Annotated in this window: 16 protein-coding genes; 4 read left to right on the forward strand and 12 right to left on the reverse strand. The window is 62.1% G+C overall.

The features are described 5' to 3' along the window. Positions 1 to 39: 39 nt before the first annotated feature. Positions 40 to 408 carry a DMT family transporter gene (locus H926_RS25300; protein ID WP_256380235.1) on the forward strand — a complete coding sequence of 123 codons (369 nt, stop codon included), beginning with the start codon at positions 40 to 42 and terminating at the stop codon, positions 406 to 408. 202 nt (positions 409 to 610) lie between these two features. After that, positions 611 to 991 carry a nuclear transport factor 2 family protein gene (locus H926_RS0102710; RefSeq protein WP_022674932.1) on the forward strand — a complete coding sequence of 127 codons (381 nt, stop codon included), beginning with the start codon at positions 611 to 613 and terminating at the stop codon, positions 989 to 991. 238 nt (positions 992 to 1,229) lie between these two features. Here the strand turns inward: H926_RS0102710 and H926_RS25305 are convergent, their stop codons facing one another. The 12 genes from H926_RS25305 to H926_RS0102770 form a co-directional block, all read right to left on the reverse strand. Further along, positions 1,230 to 2,567 (reverse strand): MFS transporter, encoded by a 1,338-nt coding sequence (locus H926_RS25305; protein ID WP_022674933.1) that lies wholly within the window; start codon positions 2,565 to 2,567, stop codon positions 1,230 to 1,232. 31 nt (positions 2,568 to 2,598) lie between these two features. Continuing rightward, a complete protein-coding gene (pcaF, locus tag H926_RS0102720; protein WP_022674934.1) occupies positions 2,599 to 3,801 on the reverse strand; it encodes a 3-oxoadipyl-CoA thiolase in 1,203 nt (400 codons plus the stop codon). A 6-nt stretch (positions 3,802 to 3,807) separates the two neighbouring features. Further along, positions 3,808 to 4,584, reverse strand: a complete 777-nt coding sequence (pcaD, locus tag H926_RS0102725; RefSeq protein WP_022674935.1) for a 3-oxoadipate enol-lactonase — start codon at positions 4,582 to 4,584, stop codon at positions 3,808 to 3,810. Continuing rightward, positions 4,584 to 5,252, reverse strand: coding sequence for a 3-oxoacid CoA-transferase subunit B (locus H926_RS0102730; RefSeq protein WP_022674936.1), 669 nt, complete (start codon positions 5,250 to 5,252; stop codon positions 4,584 to 4,586). Before H926_RS0102730 ends, pcaD begins: the two co-directional genes overlap by 1 nt. Then, the gene (locus H926_RS0102735) at positions 5,252 to 5,962 is read right to left on the reverse strand and encodes a CoA transferase subunit A (protein ID WP_022674937.1); all 711 of its coding nucleotides are present in this window, start codon (positions 5,960 to 5,962) and stop codon (positions 5,252 to 5,254) included. The genes H926_RS0102730 and H926_RS0102735 overlap by 1 nt, the downstream gene beginning before the upstream one ends. A gap of 10 nt (positions 5,963 to 5,972) precedes the next feature. Beyond that, positions 5,973 to 6,749 (reverse strand): benzoate diol dehydrogenase BenD, encoded by a 777-nt coding sequence (gene benD, locus H926_RS0102740; RefSeq protein WP_022674938.1) that lies wholly within the window; start codon positions 6,747 to 6,749, stop codon positions 5,973 to 5,975. Next, positions 6,746 to 7,777 carry a benzoate 1,2-dioxygenase electron transfer component BenC gene (gene benC / locus H926_RS0102745; RefSeq protein ID WP_022674939.1) on the reverse strand — a complete coding sequence of 344 codons (1,032 nt, stop codon included), beginning with the start codon at positions 7,775 to 7,777 and terminating at the stop codon, positions 6,746 to 6,748. The genes benD and benC overlap by 4 nt, the downstream gene beginning before the upstream one ends. 21 nt (positions 7,778 to 7,798) lie before the next feature. Beyond that, the gene (gene benB / locus H926_RS0102750) at positions 7,799 to 8,287 is read right to left on the reverse strand and encodes a benzoate 1,2-dioxygenase small subunit (RefSeq protein WP_022674940.1); all 489 of its coding nucleotides are present in this window, start codon (positions 8,285 to 8,287) and stop codon (positions 7,799 to 7,801) included. Further along, on the reverse strand, positions 8,284 to 9,672 hold the full coding sequence (locus H926_RS0102755) for a Rieske 2Fe-2S domain-containing protein (protein WP_022674941.1): 1,389 nt from the start codon (positions 9,670 to 9,672) through the stop codon (positions 8,284 to 8,286). The genes benB and H926_RS0102755 overlap by 4 nt, the downstream gene beginning before the upstream one ends. Before the next feature lie 24 nt (positions 9,673 to 9,696). Further along, complete coding sequence (locus H926_RS0102760; RefSeq protein ID WP_022674942.1) at positions 9,697 to 10,590, reverse strand: dioxygenase; 894 nt, start codon at positions 10,588 to 10,590, stop codon at positions 9,697 to 9,699. 62 nt (positions 10,591 to 10,652) lie between these two features. Further along, positions 10,653 to 10,943: a muconolactone Delta-isomerase gene (gene catC, locus H926_RS0102765; protein ID WP_022674943.1), complete on the reverse strand. Its 291-nt coding sequence runs from the start codon at positions 10,941 to 10,943 to the stop codon at positions 10,653 to 10,655. A gap of 5 nt (positions 10,944 to 10,948) precedes the next feature. Beyond that, positions 10,949 to 12,106, reverse strand: coding sequence for a muconate/chloromuconate family cycloisomerase (locus H926_RS0102770; protein WP_022674944.1), 1,158 nt, complete (start codon positions 12,104 to 12,106; stop codon positions 10,949 to 10,951). Positions 12,107 to 12,216: 110 nt separating this feature from the next. Between H926_RS0102770 and H926_RS0102775 the strand changes: the two genes are divergently transcribed. Together H926_RS0102775 and H926_RS0102780 are read left to right on the forward strand one after the other, a co-directional pair. Beyond that, the gene (locus H926_RS0102775) at positions 12,217 to 13,140 is read left to right on the forward strand and encodes a LysR family transcriptional regulator (protein ID WP_022674945.1); all 924 of its coding nucleotides are present in this window, start codon (positions 12,217 to 12,219) and stop codon (positions 13,138 to 13,140) included. A gap of 282 nt (positions 13,141 to 13,422) precedes the next feature. Further along, on the forward strand, positions 13,423 to 15,081 hold a 1,659-nt coding region (locus H926_RS0102780), incomplete at its 3' end, for an AAA family ATPase (protein WP_028657487.1).

The raw sequence follows: 15,081 nt of genomic DNA on the forward strand, positions 1-15,081 counted from the left end.
CATTGGTGCTGACGGCGGACAGCCATCACGCTCGGCACCATCTGGCAGAAGCGCAGCGGCGGTGGCGTTGACCTACGCGTCGGCGCGGCGATCCAATTCGCCGCCTCGGGCCTCGTCATCGCGCCCGTCGCGCTCCTGACCGAGGATATGCGCTTCGATGGCAGCTGGGAGGCGTGGAGCGCGCTAACCTGGTCGGTAATCGGCCTGTCGGTCGGCGGGATGACCTTGCTCCTGATGATGATCGGGCGCAGCGCGGTCTCGGTCGTCGCCTCGCTGTTCTACCTTGTGCCGCCCGTCGTGGCGGTGCTGGCGTTCATGCTCTTTGGGGAGGCGCTCGGCGCGGTGCAGATCGCCGGCCTGATCGTCGCCTCCGCGGGGGTCGCGATCACGACACGGGACAGAAGCTGACGTATGTTGATGGTCTAGGAAGGGCGCCGGTGAGAGGATGGTTCAAGTCGTACGCTAAGCCCGGCGACTGCTCCGATCGGGATGGTGAAAGGGGAATGCTAGCGGGAGGTCCGCTGGCTTGGGATTAGCGCCCGATCCCGGACCGGCCGTTCGCGACACCATTTCAAAAGAGGATCGTTTTCTCAGGGAAGGATGCTGTTAGATGTCATTGGAGCTAAATAAGGCGAACGTGATCGCCTTTTACGAGATGATGTTCAACGACTGCCGACCTGCTGAGGCAATCAAGCAATATGTCGGCGGAGAATATATCCAGCACAACCCTCAAGTCGCTACCGGAAAGCAGGCATTTATCGACTATTTTGAGCGGATGGCACGAGAGTGGCCTGGCAAGAGAGTCGAATTCAAGCGGACTATTGCAGAAGGAAATACCGTGGTCCTGCACTGCCATCAGCACTGGCCCGGAGACCACGACTACGCTGGCATCGACATCTTCCGATTAGATGATGAGGGTCGTATCGTCGAGCATTGGGATGTGCTTCAAATTATCCCCGACCACTTTGAAAACCCGAACGGCATGTTCTGATGAGGGGTCCGTACTCCCACATTCTGCCATTGAGCCTGCTCCGTACGGTCCCGAAGGCTGCCAGCCATTTATCGATCGAGTACCGCCTTTGAGCGCCCGCCGGTTCTTCGTAACAGGGAGCCTGCAGTGAGACAGCCGGGAAGTATGCGCTGATCGCACGGGCAGGCGATGGGCTTGCCTACCCTGACCGATTCTGCTGAGCCTACGTCCTTGATGCGGGCACCGACGGCTGACGGCCTCAGGCGGGTAGCGCGGCCCCCGGCAGCTCGTCCGGAACGTGCGACCTGTACCGCCGAGCGAAGAGCATCATCGCCGCGACCGAGATCAGCCCCGGCACCGCGAAAGCGACGAAGTTCAACGCCATCGGCAGCTTGGCAGCGAGCAGCAGTCCGCCCAGCAGCGGCCCGACGATCGCTCCGACCCGACCGACTCCCGAGGCCCAGCCGAGCCCCGTCGTCTTGATAGAAGCGCCGTAGAAGTCCGCCACGGTCGCGTAGAGGAGGATCTGCGTGCCCGTCGTGCCTGCTCCCGCGACGAATATCAGCAGGTAGAGGACGGCCGTCGGGCTCTTCGCGCCGAGCAGCGCGATACACGTCGCGCCGATCGCGAAGGAACTGACCACAACGCGCACCAGTCCGTAACGGTCGGCAAGCCGCCCGCCGCCGATGGCGCCGAACATACCGCCGAAGTTGAGGGCAAGAAGAAACGACAGGCTCGAGCCGAGCCCGTAGCCGGCGGTGCGCATCAGCTGCGGCAGCCAGGAGCCGAGCGCGTACACCATCAGCAGGCAGCAGAAGAAGCATGTCCACAGCGCCAGCGTTCCACCCGCCCGGCCATCGTGAAACAGCGCGGCGATGGAGGATGAGCCCGCTTTAGCGTCCCGCAGGACCAGTTGGCCGCCCGGGACCGTGCGGCCGGGTGCGATCTTCGTCAGAATGGCACTCGCACGTCCCTCGTCCCCCCGACGTATCAGAACGGCGAGCGACTCAGGTAGCTTCCAGAGCACGATCGGGAGCAGACAAAGAGGCACCGCGGCAGCGAAGAACATGGCACGCCAACCAAACGTCGGCAGCAGCCAGATGCCGAGCCCGGCGGCTACCATGCCGCCGACTGCGTAGCCACTGAACATCAGCGCCACGAGCGTCGTTCGCAGGCGTTTCGGTGCATATTCATTCGTCAGCGCCACGGCGTTGGGCATGAGCCCACCGCATCCTAGTCCCGCCAGGAAGCGCATGACCCCGAACTCCGTTGTGTTCCCGACGAAGCCGTTGACGATCGTCGACACGCTGAAGATGGAGAAGCAGATGGCGATGCAGCGCTTGCGCCCGATCCGGTCGCCCAGCGATCCGAAGGTTAGCGCGCCGATCATCATGCCGAACAGCGCCCAGCTTGCGAGCGAGCCCGCCTGGGGTGGGGTGAGGTCCCACTGTTCCATCAGCTGGGGCAGGATCGCGCCATAGATGAAGACGTCGTAGCCATCGACGATGAGGAGCAGGCCGCAGAGGACGACGATTGTCCAGTGGAAGCGGCCGAACGTGGCCTCGTCGACAATGTCGTTGACCACGGTGCCTGCCATAGACCTACTCCCCTGCAAAATCGGTGACGTCTCAGACACGCTCCAGCATGAGCGCGATCCCCTGGCCGACGCCGATGCACATGAATGCCATGGCGTAGCGACCACCGGTGCGATGCAGCTCCTCAACGGCCGTCATCGTAATCCGCGCACCCGACATGCCGAGCGGATGGCCGTACGCAATAGCCCCTCCGTTCCGATTTACGCGCGGATCATCCTGCGCGATGCCAAGATCACGCAACGTAGCGATGGCCTGACTGGCGAATGCCTCATTCAGCTCGATCACGTCGAGCCGATCAAGGCTAATCCCGGTATTCCTGCTCAGCTTGCGCGCCGCCTCGATCGGACCGACGCCCATGATCCTTGGCGCGATGCCAGCTGCTGCCATGCCAAGCACACGTGCGCGAGGACGAAGCCCGTTACGTGATGCGGCGTCTTCGGAGGCGACGAGCATAGCTGCTGCGCCGTCATTTAGCCCGGAGGCGTTCCCCGCCGTCACCGTACCGTCGTGGCGTACCACCGGCTTCAGCTTGGCAAGAGCGCCCAGGCTTGACGCGCGCGGATGCTCATCCTGTGAGAAATCGATCGGATCGCCCTTTCGCTGAGGAACGCTGACCGACACGATTTCAGCCGCCACACGACCACTAGCGATAGCTGCTGCGGCCTTCTCCTGGCTGGCGAGGGCGAAGCGGTCCTGATCTTCGCGTGATACGCGCCACACGTCAGCGACGTTCTCGCCGGTTTCGGGCATGGAGTCGACGCCATAGGCGTGACGCATCGCGGGATTGACGAAGCGCCATCCCAGCGTCGTGTCCTCAATCTTCTGAGAGCGGTCAAAGGCTGAATTAGCCTTGCCGAGCACGTACGGTGCCCTGCTCATGCTCTCGACACCGCCGGCGATTATGAACTGTGCATCCCCGCAGCGTATCGCCTGCGCCGCGATGCCGACAGCGTTTAGGCCTGAGCCGCAGAGGCGATTGACGGTTGTACCTGGCACGGCTTCAGGCAACCCGGCCAAAAGCACGGCCATGCGCGCGACGTTGCGATTGTCCTCTCCCGCTTGGTTGGCACAACCAAGGATCGTGTCGTCAACGGTTTCCCAGTCTACGCCTGCGTTGCGTGCGGCGAGCTCGCGGATGGGGATGGCCGCGAGGTCGTCGGCGCGGATCGATGACAGGCCGCCATTGAGCTTGCCGATGGGGGTACGGATGGCGTCGCAGATGAAGGCGTCAGGCATGGGACCTCAGACGAAGGCGTCGATAATGGCGTCGGCAAGGGCGTTTGGTGCGTCAACCGGAGCAAGGTGAGCAGCATCGAGCATGACATGTTGAGCACCCGAGATGCGTTCGATCAGGTGCTCGCCATGACCGACGAACGGTGTCGAGGTATCGCGGTCCCCCGAGACGACGAGCGTTGGAACGGAGATTGTTTGCAAGCGATCAGCGATGTCCATGTCACGGATAGCAGCCGCGCACCCGGCATAGCCTGCCGGCTCCATACAGAGCAGGCCACGTCGTACGCTGGCGGCGATCTCGGGCCTGGCTTGCACAAAGCTTGGCGATAGAAACCGCGACATGGCAAGGTCAGCGATCCCAGCTACGCCTTCCTCCCGCACCTTCTCGACCCGAGCCGTCCAGGCGGATCGATCCATCGTTGCCGAGGTGCATATGAGCGCCAAGCCGGTAACTCTTTCCGGCGCGTCCATTGCAAGCTGCATGGCGATCATGCCGCCCAGGGACACGCCCGCCACCAATGCGGCTTCAACGTCAGCTGCATCCATAGCCGCTGCCACGTCGCCTGCGAGCATCGACAGCTCATAGTCTCCTGCCGGGGCATCGGATGCGCCGTGACCACGGGTGTCGATGCGCAAAAGCGAGAACCGATGCCTAAGCGCGGGAATTGCCGCGTCCCACAGGTCCATGTCGGTCCCAATGGAATTCAGCAGCACCAGCGACGGAGCAGCGGTGTCGCCTTCGACCTTCCAGTAGATGTCAGCGCCTTGCGATCGGATGAAAGGCATCAGGCAGCGCGCTCTAACGCGGTTTCGTCTGTGAATGATGCATCAGTCTTCGCCCGCACCTCGTCCACGGTGATGCCTGGGGCCAGCTCGATCAGGCGTAATCCAGGCTTGTCGCATGCGAGAACGGCCAGGTCCGTGATGATCAGATCAACGCACGCCTTGCCGGTGAGCGGCAAGGTGCAGGCCGGCAGTATCTTAGATACGCCTGCCTTGTTGGCGTGATCCATGACGACCACAACACGCTTGACGCCGGCGACGAGATCCATCGCGCCGCCCATGCCTTTCACCATCTTGCCCGGGATGGTCCAGTTCGCGATGTCACCAGTCTCGCTGACCTCCATCGCGCCGAGAACGGCCATGTCGATGTGCCCGCCGCGGATCATCGCAAAGCTGTCCGCCGACGAGAAGAAGCTGGACGTGGGCAGCGCTGTAATCGTCTGCTTGCCGGCGTTGATGAGATCAGGATCGACCGCATCACGCGTAGGAAATGGGCCAATTCCGAGCATTCCGTTTTCTGACTGAAGCGTCACGTCAAGACCTTCAGGAACGTAGTTGGCTACCAGCGTCGGTATGCCGATGCCGAGATTGACATAGAACCCGTCTTGCAGCTCGCGAGCGGCCCTCGCCGCCATCTGTTCGCGGGTCCAGCCCTTCGTATCGCCGGCCATCACGCGTCCTCCTTCTCGCGAACCGTCAGCTTCTCGATCCGCTTCTCGTTGATGGTCGACAGGACGACCCGGTCGACAAAGATGCCGGGCGTGTGGATGCAATCGGGGTCGAAGCTGCCCGCTTCCACGATCTCCTCGACCTCCGCCACAGTGACCCGACCCGCTGTCGCCATGTTCGGGTTGAAGTTGCGCGCGGTCTTGCGGAACATGAGGTTGCCCGCCGGGTCCGCCCGCCAGGCCTTTACGATCGACAGGTCGGATCGCAGCCAGGTCTCGCGGACGTACTCCTCTCCGTCGAAGTTCTCGACGGGCTTGCCCTCCGCCACGACGGTGCCGACGCCCGTTTTGGTGTAGAATGCCGGGATGCCCGCACCGCCCGCACGAATGCGCTCAGCCAAGGTTCCTTGCGGCGTAAGTTCAAGGTCAAGCTCGCCCGAGAGGTACTGCTGCTCGAAAAGCTTGTTTTCGCCCACGTACGACGAGATCATCTTCGCGATCTGTCGGGTCTCCAGCAGCATCCAGAGGCCGAAGCCGTCGGCGCCGGCGTTGTTGGAGATGACGGTCAGCCCCTTCACCCCGCTTGCGCGAATTTCCGGGATCAGGCTTTCGGGATTGCCGGACAGGCCGAAGCCGCCCGACATGATCGTCATGCCGTCGAAAAGCAGCCCGTCGAGGGCCGCCGCCGGATTGTCGTAGACCTTGTTCTTCATGTCGCTCCGATCAGCCCAGGTCACCGCCCGCGACGGGCAGGATGGAGCCGGTGATGTACGATGCCTCGTCCGAGGCGAGGAAGAGGATCGGCGCGATCTGCTCATCGAGCGTCGCGTACCGTCCGAGGAACGTGGACGTCGTGACCTGCTCGACCGCCTCAGCCATCCAGGCCTGCTCACGTGCGTCGTCCCCGTCGGGATTGCGCGGCACCATGCGGGGCGGGGCCTGCGTTCCGCCCGGCGCCGTAGCAACGACCCGGATGCCGCGGTCACCGTATTCCATCGCCAAGCTTTGGGTCATTGCGTTGATGCCGCCCTTGGCCGCCGAATAGGGTACCCGTCGGATGCCACGCGTCGCGTTGGACGAGACGTTGACGATCGTACCCACTCCCTGGTGGAGCATGATTGGCAGGACGGCGTGGCAGCTCCAGAGCGTTGGCATGAGCGATCGCCGGATTTCGGCCTCTATCTGCTGCGGCTCAAACTCGGCGAACGGTCGCATACGGATCGCGCCGCCTACATTGTTGACGAGGATGTCGACGCGGCCGAACTCGGTTTCGGCCGCGCGCATCGCCGATACGGCACCCTCGCTCGTCTCGAGATCGCAAACAAAGGCGCGCGCGGCCCTGCCTGCTTCATGTGCGACATCGGCGACAAAGTCGGCGCGATCGACAAGCATGACGGCCGCACCTTCAGCGGCCGCACGTAGCGCAACGCCGCGGCCGATGCCCTGCGCCGCGCCCGTCACGACCATCGTCTTGCCACGGAACCGGTCGGCAAAGATCATGCCGCAGCCTTTACCGAACTCTCGCTGGGCGCGAATTTTTCGTAGTGGAAGTGCTTTGGCTCAACGCCCTTGTCCCGCAGAAAGGTGCGTACAGCCTCGACCATGGGCGGCGGTCCACACAGGTAGATGTCACAGTCACCGGCGTTGAGGTGGTCGTCCGAAAGATGCTCGGTGACATAACCCTTGAGGGGATGTCCGCTCTCCGGATCGGCGACGCATACCGCAGAGGTCAGCGTCGGCAGGCGGGCGGCCAAAGCGTCGATGCGCTCCATCTCGACCATGTCGCCATCTTTGGTCACGCCATAGATCAGGTGAAGCGGCTGCTCGGTGCCCTGATCAGCAAGGACCTCCAACATCGACAGGATCGGCGCTAGGCCGGTGCCACCGGCGAGGAGTATTGTCGGGCGATCGACGTTTCGCAGAAAGAAGCTGCCCTGCGGTCCGACAAAGCTCATCCGAGCGCCGGGCTGCGCCTTCTCGCTAAGCCAGCTGCTCATCAGGCCGCCCGGAATGTTGCGGATAAGGAAGCTGGCTTCCGCCGCGCCAGGTTTGGAGCTGAACGAATAGGAGCGGTGTTGCCCAGTGTCCGGAACCATCAGGTTCACGTACTGGCCCGGGAGGAAGCCTAGAGCGGCGGGATCGTCCACCCGCAGCGTGAGGATGATCGTGCTGTCGGAGACCATCTCCACGCTGGCAACTTCGCCGCCATGTATGGCGGGCTTCACCTTGCACGCCGACGACGGCACCGGCACTGCGATCACGCAATCGGACGAGACCTGCATCTGGCAGGTCAGGACCATGCCTTCTTCCGCCTCGTCCTCGGTCAGCGCTTCTTCGATGTACTCGTCGCCAAGCTCGTAGCTGCCCTGCTCGCAGCGGCACTTGCATGTGCCGCATACGCCGTCCGAACAGTCCATCGGCAGGTTGATCTTCTGGCGGAACGCGGCGTCGAGCACCTTCTCGCCTGCGTTGCAGTCGATGAAGCGCGTAGCGCCGTCCTCGAAGTTGAGTGCGATACGGTAGCCCATGTGATCCTCTCGAGCCCGGCGTCAGATGTGATAAATGTCGATCACCTGGCGGATGTAGTCGTTCTTGAGCACGACCTTCTTGTTGGTAATGACCGGCTGATCACCAGTCGCGTCGATGGTGTAATAGGATGTCCCGAAGAAGCTCAGCGTCTCCTTGTAGCGGTGACTGAGCGTATGCCAGTTGAACCGTACCTCAAGCACACCGTCTGTCTCGCTCGTCACCTCAATGTTTGTGACGGCATGGTTCGTACGTGGCTCGGGCATACTTGCTCCCGATCGCTCGGTCTTGATGCGGAAGACGCGATCTTCCAGCCCATCCCGATTGGGATAGTAGATCAGCGAAATCTCACGCTGAGGGTCTTCGACCAGTTTGTCGTCGTCGTCCCAAGCCGGCATCCAGAACACTGCGTTGGGCGCGTAGCAGGTCAGCCATTCATCCCACTGCCGATCGTCGAGCAGCCGCGCCTCCCGAAAGAGGAACGCGGCAACCCGGTCATAAGCGAGTGTCATGCTGCCACCCGCAAACGGTCGACCTGCCGGACAGTGCTGCCGCCGTCGCCACCATCGTCCTTGTCGAGGGCCGCGATCAACGTCTGCGCCCAATATTCGTGCTGCCGCACGAACAGACCCTCATCCTCGCTGCGATTGCCGCTGAGCGTAGGCTCTAGACCCATCGCCGTGGCGTTCTCATCAGGACCCGCGATCCAGTGCGTAGCGCCGCGGCTCAGATCATTCCACAAATCGCCTGCGCCTTCGTAGGCGGTCTGGCAGGAGCGGAACTCCTCCAGATCGTCAGGCGTGCCCATCCCACTGACGTTGAAGAAGTCCTCGTACTGACGGATGCGAAGCGCCCTTTCGGCGTCCGCCTCGCCTTTCGGCGCGAAGCAGTAGATCGTGACCTCGGTCTTATCCACGCTCACCGGACGGATGACCCGGATCTGCGTCGAGAACTGGTCCATCAGATACACATTGGGGTAGAGGCACAGGTTGCGCGTCTGATCGACGATCGGCTTGGCACGCTCCTCGCCCAGTCGCTCCGCCAGCTCCTCGCGGTGTGCGTATACGGGGCGAACCTCAGGGTTGAGGAGCCGTGTCCACAACAGAATGTGGCCGTTGTCGAAGCCGTAGACGCCGCCAACGCTCTTCGACCAACCATCGGGGTCGACTGCCTTGGTGGCCTCCTCCTTGCGCCGGCCGGTCGTTGCCGAGTAATTCCAGTGGACTGCGCTGACGTGATAGCCGTCCGCGCCATTCTCCATCTGAAGCTTCCAGTTGCCGTCGTAGACGTAGGATGAGTTCCCGCGAAGCACCTCCAGCCCTTCTGGCGCCTGGTCGACCATCTGGTCGATGATCACGCGGGTCGAGCCAAGCCAATCCTCCAACGACTGCACGTCGGGGTTGATGCTGCCAAACAGGAAACCGCGGTAGTTCTCGAAACGCGCTACCTTGGTCAGATCGTGCGAACCCTCAGTGTTGAACGCCTCGGGGTAGTCTCCCGTCTTGCCGTCCTTAACCTTGAGAAGCTTGCCCGCGTTGCTGAACGTCCAACCATGGAACTGGCAGGTGAAGCTGCCCTTGTTGCCATGCTTCTTGCGGCAGAGCATCGCGCCCCGGTGCGCGCAGGCATTGATGACCGCGTTGAGCTGGCCAGTTTTGTCGCGCGTGATGATGATCGGCTGACGGCCGATGAAGGTCGTGAAATAGTCGTTGTTCTCCGGTATCTGGCTCTCGTGGGCGAGATAGACCCAGTTCCCCTCGAAGATGTGCTTCATCTCGAGGTCGAACAGGGCCGGATCGGTGAATACGTCGCGTCGGCAGCGGAATGCGCCCGTGGCGGGATCGTCAACGACCGCGGTTTCGAGGCGTTCGCGGATATTTGCGCGAAGGTCGGTCATGGTGCTTCTCCTTTGCGACGAATGTCAGGCGACGGCGAGCCGGGCGCGGTTTGAGAAGGCCTCGTCGTCTGCCACCTCAGCGCGCTGCAGCTGGAAATCGAAAGCGATGTGAGCGCTGTCGCCCTGCCGGTTCGGCACGGGCAGCAGGCCTTCGCGGGTGCCGAAGGCGAAGTCGTCCGCGGCGAAAGGATCGTCACCGAAGTTGATTTGTGTCGTCAGCTGCCTGTAGCCGGGAGCCTCGATGAAGAAGTGAACGTGGGCAGGGCGATTGCCGTGTCGACCCAAGACCTTCATCAGCTGATCTGACGCACCACCCGGCGGGACGCTATAGCCGTTCGGCATCTTGGAATGGAACGAGTAGCGCCCATCGTCGCCGAGCTTGATCCGCCGGCGGTTATTGAAGGGCGTCTGTTCGTGGGTCGGATCGAAGTGCGAGTAGAACCCACGCGAGTCCGCGTGCCAGACGTGAAGTATGGCATTCTTCACCGCCTCCCCGTCAGGTCCCGTGATCTGACCTGTCATGTAGAGGGTGGTCGTCTCATCCGGGTCATCCGTCAGATTGGCGTCGTTCTCGACTAGCGGAGCGCCTTCGACGTAAAGGGGGCCTTCGATCGTACGCGGTGTGCCGCCGGTCTTGCCCGCCTCCGCATCCTTGGCGTCCATGTACAGGTCGAGGAAATGCTCGATGCCCGTACCGGGCATGAGGAGGCCAAATTCTCCGGCAGCCGATTGCAGATAGTTGACCGCACTCCAGACCTCGTTCTCACTGATATCGTGACGGACGATGATCGTCATGGTTGCTTCGACGAGATCGCGCATGATGGCCTTCACCCGAGGATTGCCGTCGGTTGACGCTGTACCGGCAACGCGGTCGAGCAGGTCCTGGATTGCGGGGGTCTGTACGAAGGAAACGTCCATGGGGGTCTCTCCTGGAATTCTATCTGGTCGCCGCCTTGGGCGGTCTATCAGTTGCGGCTGCTTCAGCGGTCGTCGTCGTGGAGCGATGACGGGTGGCGGCACAGGGCAGTGACCCGCATCGTCATGAAAGGGTAGAGCGGCAGGCTCATTAGAATGTCATGCAGTTCGGCATTCGAAGCGACATCGAAGATGCTGACATTCGCGTATTGGCCTACGACCCGCCAGATGTGCCGCCATGTGCCCGCACGCTGGAGATCCTGGAACCGCGCCTTTTCGGCAGCTTTGAGGCGGGCGCCTTCTTCGGCGTCGAAGCCGATCGGTATGTTCACGTCCATCTCTACCTGGAACAACATGGTCGTCAGGCCCTCTCTGCAACGACGTGGAGTGTGGGTGCGGTGCGGTCTCGACGATGGAAAGCCACGCGGTCCTCATCGAGCGCCACACCGAGGCCGGGACCGGTCGGGACCGCGAGCTCGAAGTCGGCGTAGCGAAGCGGTTCTGCCAGTATGTCCTGGGTAAGCAGCAACGGACCGAACAGCTCTGTGCCCCATGCGAGCGTCGGAAGGGTTGCACACAGATGGGCCGACGCCGCTGTCCCGACACCGCCTTCAAGCATCGTCCCGCCGTAGAGGCCAACACCGCCGGCATGGGCAATCGTCGCGACAGCATGTGCGGGTAGCAGACCACCCGATTGCGCGATCTTCACCGCGAAGATGCGGGCGCCCGAGCAGGCGGCAATAGCGAAGGCGTCACAGGGACCATGTAGCGCCTCGTCCGCCATCAGCGGCACGATGTGCTTAGCCGACAGCCGCGCCATCGATGCGTGCGCATGCCTTGCGACTGGTTGCTCGACGAGGTCGACACCGGCATCTTGCAATAGACGCATACCGAGATCGGCCTGTGCTTCATCCCAGTTCTGGTTGACGTCGACACGGACGCTGCCGCGGTCACCAACCGCCTTTTTGATGGCAGCGACATGCGAGACGTCGTCGCGGACCGATCGCTTGCCGATCTTGAGCTTGAAGATGTTATGCCGGCGAAGATCGAGAACGCGCTCCGCTTCCTCGATGTCGCGCGCGGTGTCACCGCTCGCCAGCGTCCACGCAACCGGAAGACTGTCGCGGACGCGTCCCCCACCGATCAGCTCGGACACCGGTACTCCCAGGCGCTTGCCTGCCAAATCTAAAAGCGCCGTCTCCACCGCACACTTAGCGATATGGTTGCCGAAAACGCTTTGCGTCACCTTGGCCATGGCGGCGCCGACTCTAGTCGGGTCGCAGGTCCTGAGCACAGGAGCGATGCAGCTGTCGATGGCGAGTTTTATACCTTCAGGGCTCTCCTCACCGTAGCTGAGGCCGCCGATCGTCGTGCCTTCACCGATACCTTCTAAACCGTCGGAGTCGCGCATTCGCACCAGTACGATCGACTGGTGATGCATCGTCGCCATCGCTAGGACATGCGGACGTATCGTCGGAATATCGACGATGAAGGTATCGATCTCTGCGATCGTGACCATGACCTCTCCACATCCTCAGCTCTACGTTATCCCAGCATAGGTACGTCGGAGGGGCTGGACGCGCAAAGATCAATGTGGTTTGCTCACGATACTCACAGGGTATTCAAGCGATGGATCTTCGTCAGTTTCGCTATTTTGTGACCGTCGCGGCCGAACGGAATTTCAATAAGGCGGCAGAGCGGCTGCACATGGCGCAGCCGCCCCTCAGCCGGTCAATCCAGCAATTGGAAGCCGAGATCGGTGCAGAATTGATCGATCGTACGAGCAGGCCGCTTTCCCTGACGCCCATGGGGCACTTCTTCCACGATCAGGCCGTGCAAATTCTGCGGCGTGTCGAAGACATGCGTGCGATGATGGAGGCCGCGATCGCGACCGATAAGCGGCGCTTTACGATTGGGTTCGTGTCATCCACGATCTACGCCCGGCTGCCGGCACTAATACGTGAGTTTCGCTCCGAGCTACCCGATGTAGAGTTGACGCTGGTGGAGAGTACGACCCTTGATCAAATCGCTGCTCTAAAGGAAGGCCGTATTGATATTGGCTTTGGGCGCATCCGATTTGAGGATCCTGCCGTGCGACGCACCGTCCTGCGACGAGAACCCCTAATCGCAGCGGTACCGCTTGCCAGCACACTGGGCATAGACGGCGGTCCCATTTCATTGGCGGCACTCGCTCGCGAAAAAGTAATCCTTTACCCGAGCGCTCCGCGGCCGAGCTACGCCGATCAAGTTCTGTCGCTGTTTCATGACAATGGTCTCACGCCCAGCGTCATCCACGAAGCTAGAGAATTGCAGATTGCGATTGGCTTAGTGGCGGCGGAGGAGGGAGTCGCCATCATTCCAGAATCCGTAAAGCGAGCACGCCCGGACGACGTTCGTTACCTAGAGCTACTAGAACCCGCCCATTCACCTATCATTATGAGCCACCGTGTCGGCGATTTTTCACCAGAAATCTCTGCTTTCATGCGTATCATCGCGCGCAAGTACAACGACTGGAAATATCCTGTGCCCGAAGCGCTGTTGATCACGGTATAACTAAACTAGCAGCATCGACGCCCTCTTTTTAAGTAAGCTTAGGGGCCATCGCGAAACCTTCCCTGCGCGATGGCCTCGCCCAAGTCTAGGTCGATGCCTGCGGTCAGCTGAAAGTTGCTCTCCTACTTCTTGTCGGAACCGATCAGCAGGAGCCGCGAGCCCCGCAACCTGCATGGCGCCAGCTGCGAGGCGGGCTGTCGGTGGAAGCGCGTCGACGATCGGACATCGCGCTCTGTTTGTCTGACATCCGCCATGCTAATCAAAGCTCGGGGAGGCGGGCCGGTGCTCACACAGATACGAAGGATCAAGAACCTCGGGGTCTTCGGTGACTATTCGCGCAGCCCTGAGGTCCCCGACCTGAACCGATACAACCTGATCTATGGCGAGAACGGCTCGGGCAAGACGACTCTCTCGCGTCTGCTCGCCTGCCTCGAGGAGGGCGAGCACGCGGATCACCCTGACCTAGAGTTCACAATCGAGACCCAGTCGGGCGCGTTGGCGCGCGGAACCCGGTATGGGCGCAAGGTGCGGGCGTTCAACAGCGACTTCATCGAGGCGAACATCGGCGGTTTGGACGGGCCGCTGCGTCACATCCTCATTTTGGGTGAGGAGAACAAGCTGGTCGCGGCGGAGATCAAGTCAGAGATCGACACACGAGACGCCCGCCTCCGGCGCATCGCGGAGTTGGACGCATCGGTCGCCAAGCTGGAGACGGAGCGTGGGCGCTTGTTCTCGGGCATCGCGAAGACGATCGGCGAGGCGACGAGCGGGGCGACCCTGCGCAGCTACCGCAAGCCTGACGCGGAGGGCGCGTTCCGGAATCTTACCGGGGGCGAGCAGCTGTCCGACGAAGAACTCGCCCTCCACCACACCACCGTCCACCAGGACATGATGCCGTCGATCGTCCAAATCCAAGAGCCGAGCGTCCGGATCGGCGTTGACGAACCAGAGAGCGCCATCGCCGTAGCGCGAGGCACTGCGCTGCGCGCGTGCGACCTGGCGGCCGAGTCCGCGCAGTCGAATGTCCTGGAACGCCTGTTGGGGAAGCCCGACATCGCAAGCTGGGTCGAGCAAGGCATATCCCTGCACGGCCGGCATTCCTCGGAGACCTGCGAATTCTGCGCGCGACCGATGCCTGCTGAACGGCTCGCAGCTTTGGCGGACCACTTCAGCGCGGAGGACCAACGACTGAAGGCGCGCATCGAGCGCGAGCGCGACCGGTTGTCAGCGGCAATCGAGGGCCTGAACCGGATCATCGCGCCGGACCGCCTCGCCCTTTATTCCGAACTCCGTGACAGCTACGACGCAGCAACCAAAGAACTCGACGCCGCGCTCATAGAGCTCAAGGCCCGGCTGGGCGAGGTTGACGCCACGCTCACGAGCAAGTTGGCCAACCGCACCCGATCATACGAGGCCACGGCGTCCAGTGATACGGCCAGGCTGGCGCAGTCCTTCACGAACCTAAACGCGATCATCGAGCGCCATAATGAGAAAACCGCCGGCTTCGACAGCGCACGCAGTACGTCGCGTGACGCGATCGAGGCACATTACCTGCGTTCAATCAAGGGGCAGGCTGATGAGCTGGCCGAGCGGATAGTCGCCGCCACGGTCGAGATCGCCCTGCTGCGGAACGGTGGCGAGGGCCTGCCGGACGTGCGCGGCATCGCGGCGCTGAACGCCTCCATCGCGGCGAAGCAGGCTCAGGTCTCGAACGAGCACAAGGGCGGAGAGAACCTGACGAGGGATCTTTGTCAATTCCTGGGCAGGACCGATCTACGGTTCGACTCAGGCGTGGACGGCTACCATGTCATGCGACGAGGCAGGCCGGCGAGGCGCCTCAGCGAGGGTGAGAAGACCGCGATCGCGTTCCTATACTTCCTAGTGCAGCTGACGGACCGCGACTTCGACATGTCGGAGGGAGTTGTCAACACCGGGATAAAA

This window comes from Novosphingobium sp. B-7, from assembly GCF_000410615.1.
In the GTDB taxonomy this organism is placed as follows: Bacteria; Pseudomonadota; Alphaproteobacteria; order Sphingomonadales; family Sphingomonadaceae; genus Novosphingobium; species Novosphingobium capsulatum.

Bases quoted from the DNA above. Each gene is read 5' to 3' on its own strand.
- H926_RS0102710 (WP_022674932.1), top strand. From the start codon at position 611: ATGTCATTGGAGCTAAATAAGGCGAACGTGATCGCCTTTTACGAGATG.
- H926_RS25305 (WP_022674933.1), bottom strand. From the start codon at position 2,567: ATGGCAGGCACCGTGGTCAACGACATTGTCGACGAGGCCACGTTCGGC.
- pcaF (WP_022674934.1), bottom strand. From the start codon at position 3,801: ATGCCTGACGCCTTCATCTGCGACGCCATCCGTACCCCCATCGGCAAG.
- pcaD (WP_022674935.1), bottom strand. From the start codon at position 4,584: ATGCCTTTCATCCGATCGCAAGGCGCTGACATCTACTGGAAGGTCGAA.
- H926_RS0102730 (WP_022674936.1), bottom strand. From the start codon at position 5,252: ATGGCCGGCGATACGAAGGGCTGGACCCGCGAACAGATGGCGGCGAGG.
- H926_RS0102735 (WP_022674937.1), bottom strand. From the start codon at position 5,962: ATGAAGAACAAGGTCTACGACAATCCGGCGGCGGCCCTCGACGGGCTG.
- benD (WP_022674938.1), bottom strand. From the start codon at position 6,749: ATGATCTTTGCCGACCGGTTCCGTGGCAAGACGATGGTCGTGACGGGC.
- benC (WP_022674939.1), bottom strand. From the start codon at position 7,777: ATGGGCTACCGTATCGCACTCAACTTCGAGGACGGCGCTACGCGCTTC.
- benB (WP_022674940.1), bottom strand. From the start codon at position 8,287: ATGACACTCGCTTATGACCGGGTTGCCGCGTTCCTCTTTCGGGAGGCG.
- H926_RS0102755 (WP_022674941.1), bottom strand. From the start codon at position 9,672: ATGACCGACCTTCGCGCAAATATCCGCGAACGCCTCGAAACCGCGGTC.
- H926_RS0102760 (WP_022674942.1), bottom strand. From the start codon at position 10,590: ATGGACGTTTCCTTCGTACAGACCCCCGCAATCCAGGACCTGCTCGAC.
- catC (WP_022674943.1), bottom strand. From the start codon at position 10,943: ATGTTGTTCCAGGTAGAGATGGACGTGAACATACCGATCGGCTTCGAC.
- H926_RS0102770 (WP_022674944.1), bottom strand. From the start codon at position 12,106: ATGGTCACGATCGCAGAGATCGATACCTTCATCGTCGATATTCCGACG.
- H926_RS0102775 (WP_022674945.1), top strand. From the start codon at position 12,217: ATGGATCTTCGTCAGTTTCGCTATTTTGTGACCGTCGCGGCCGAACGG.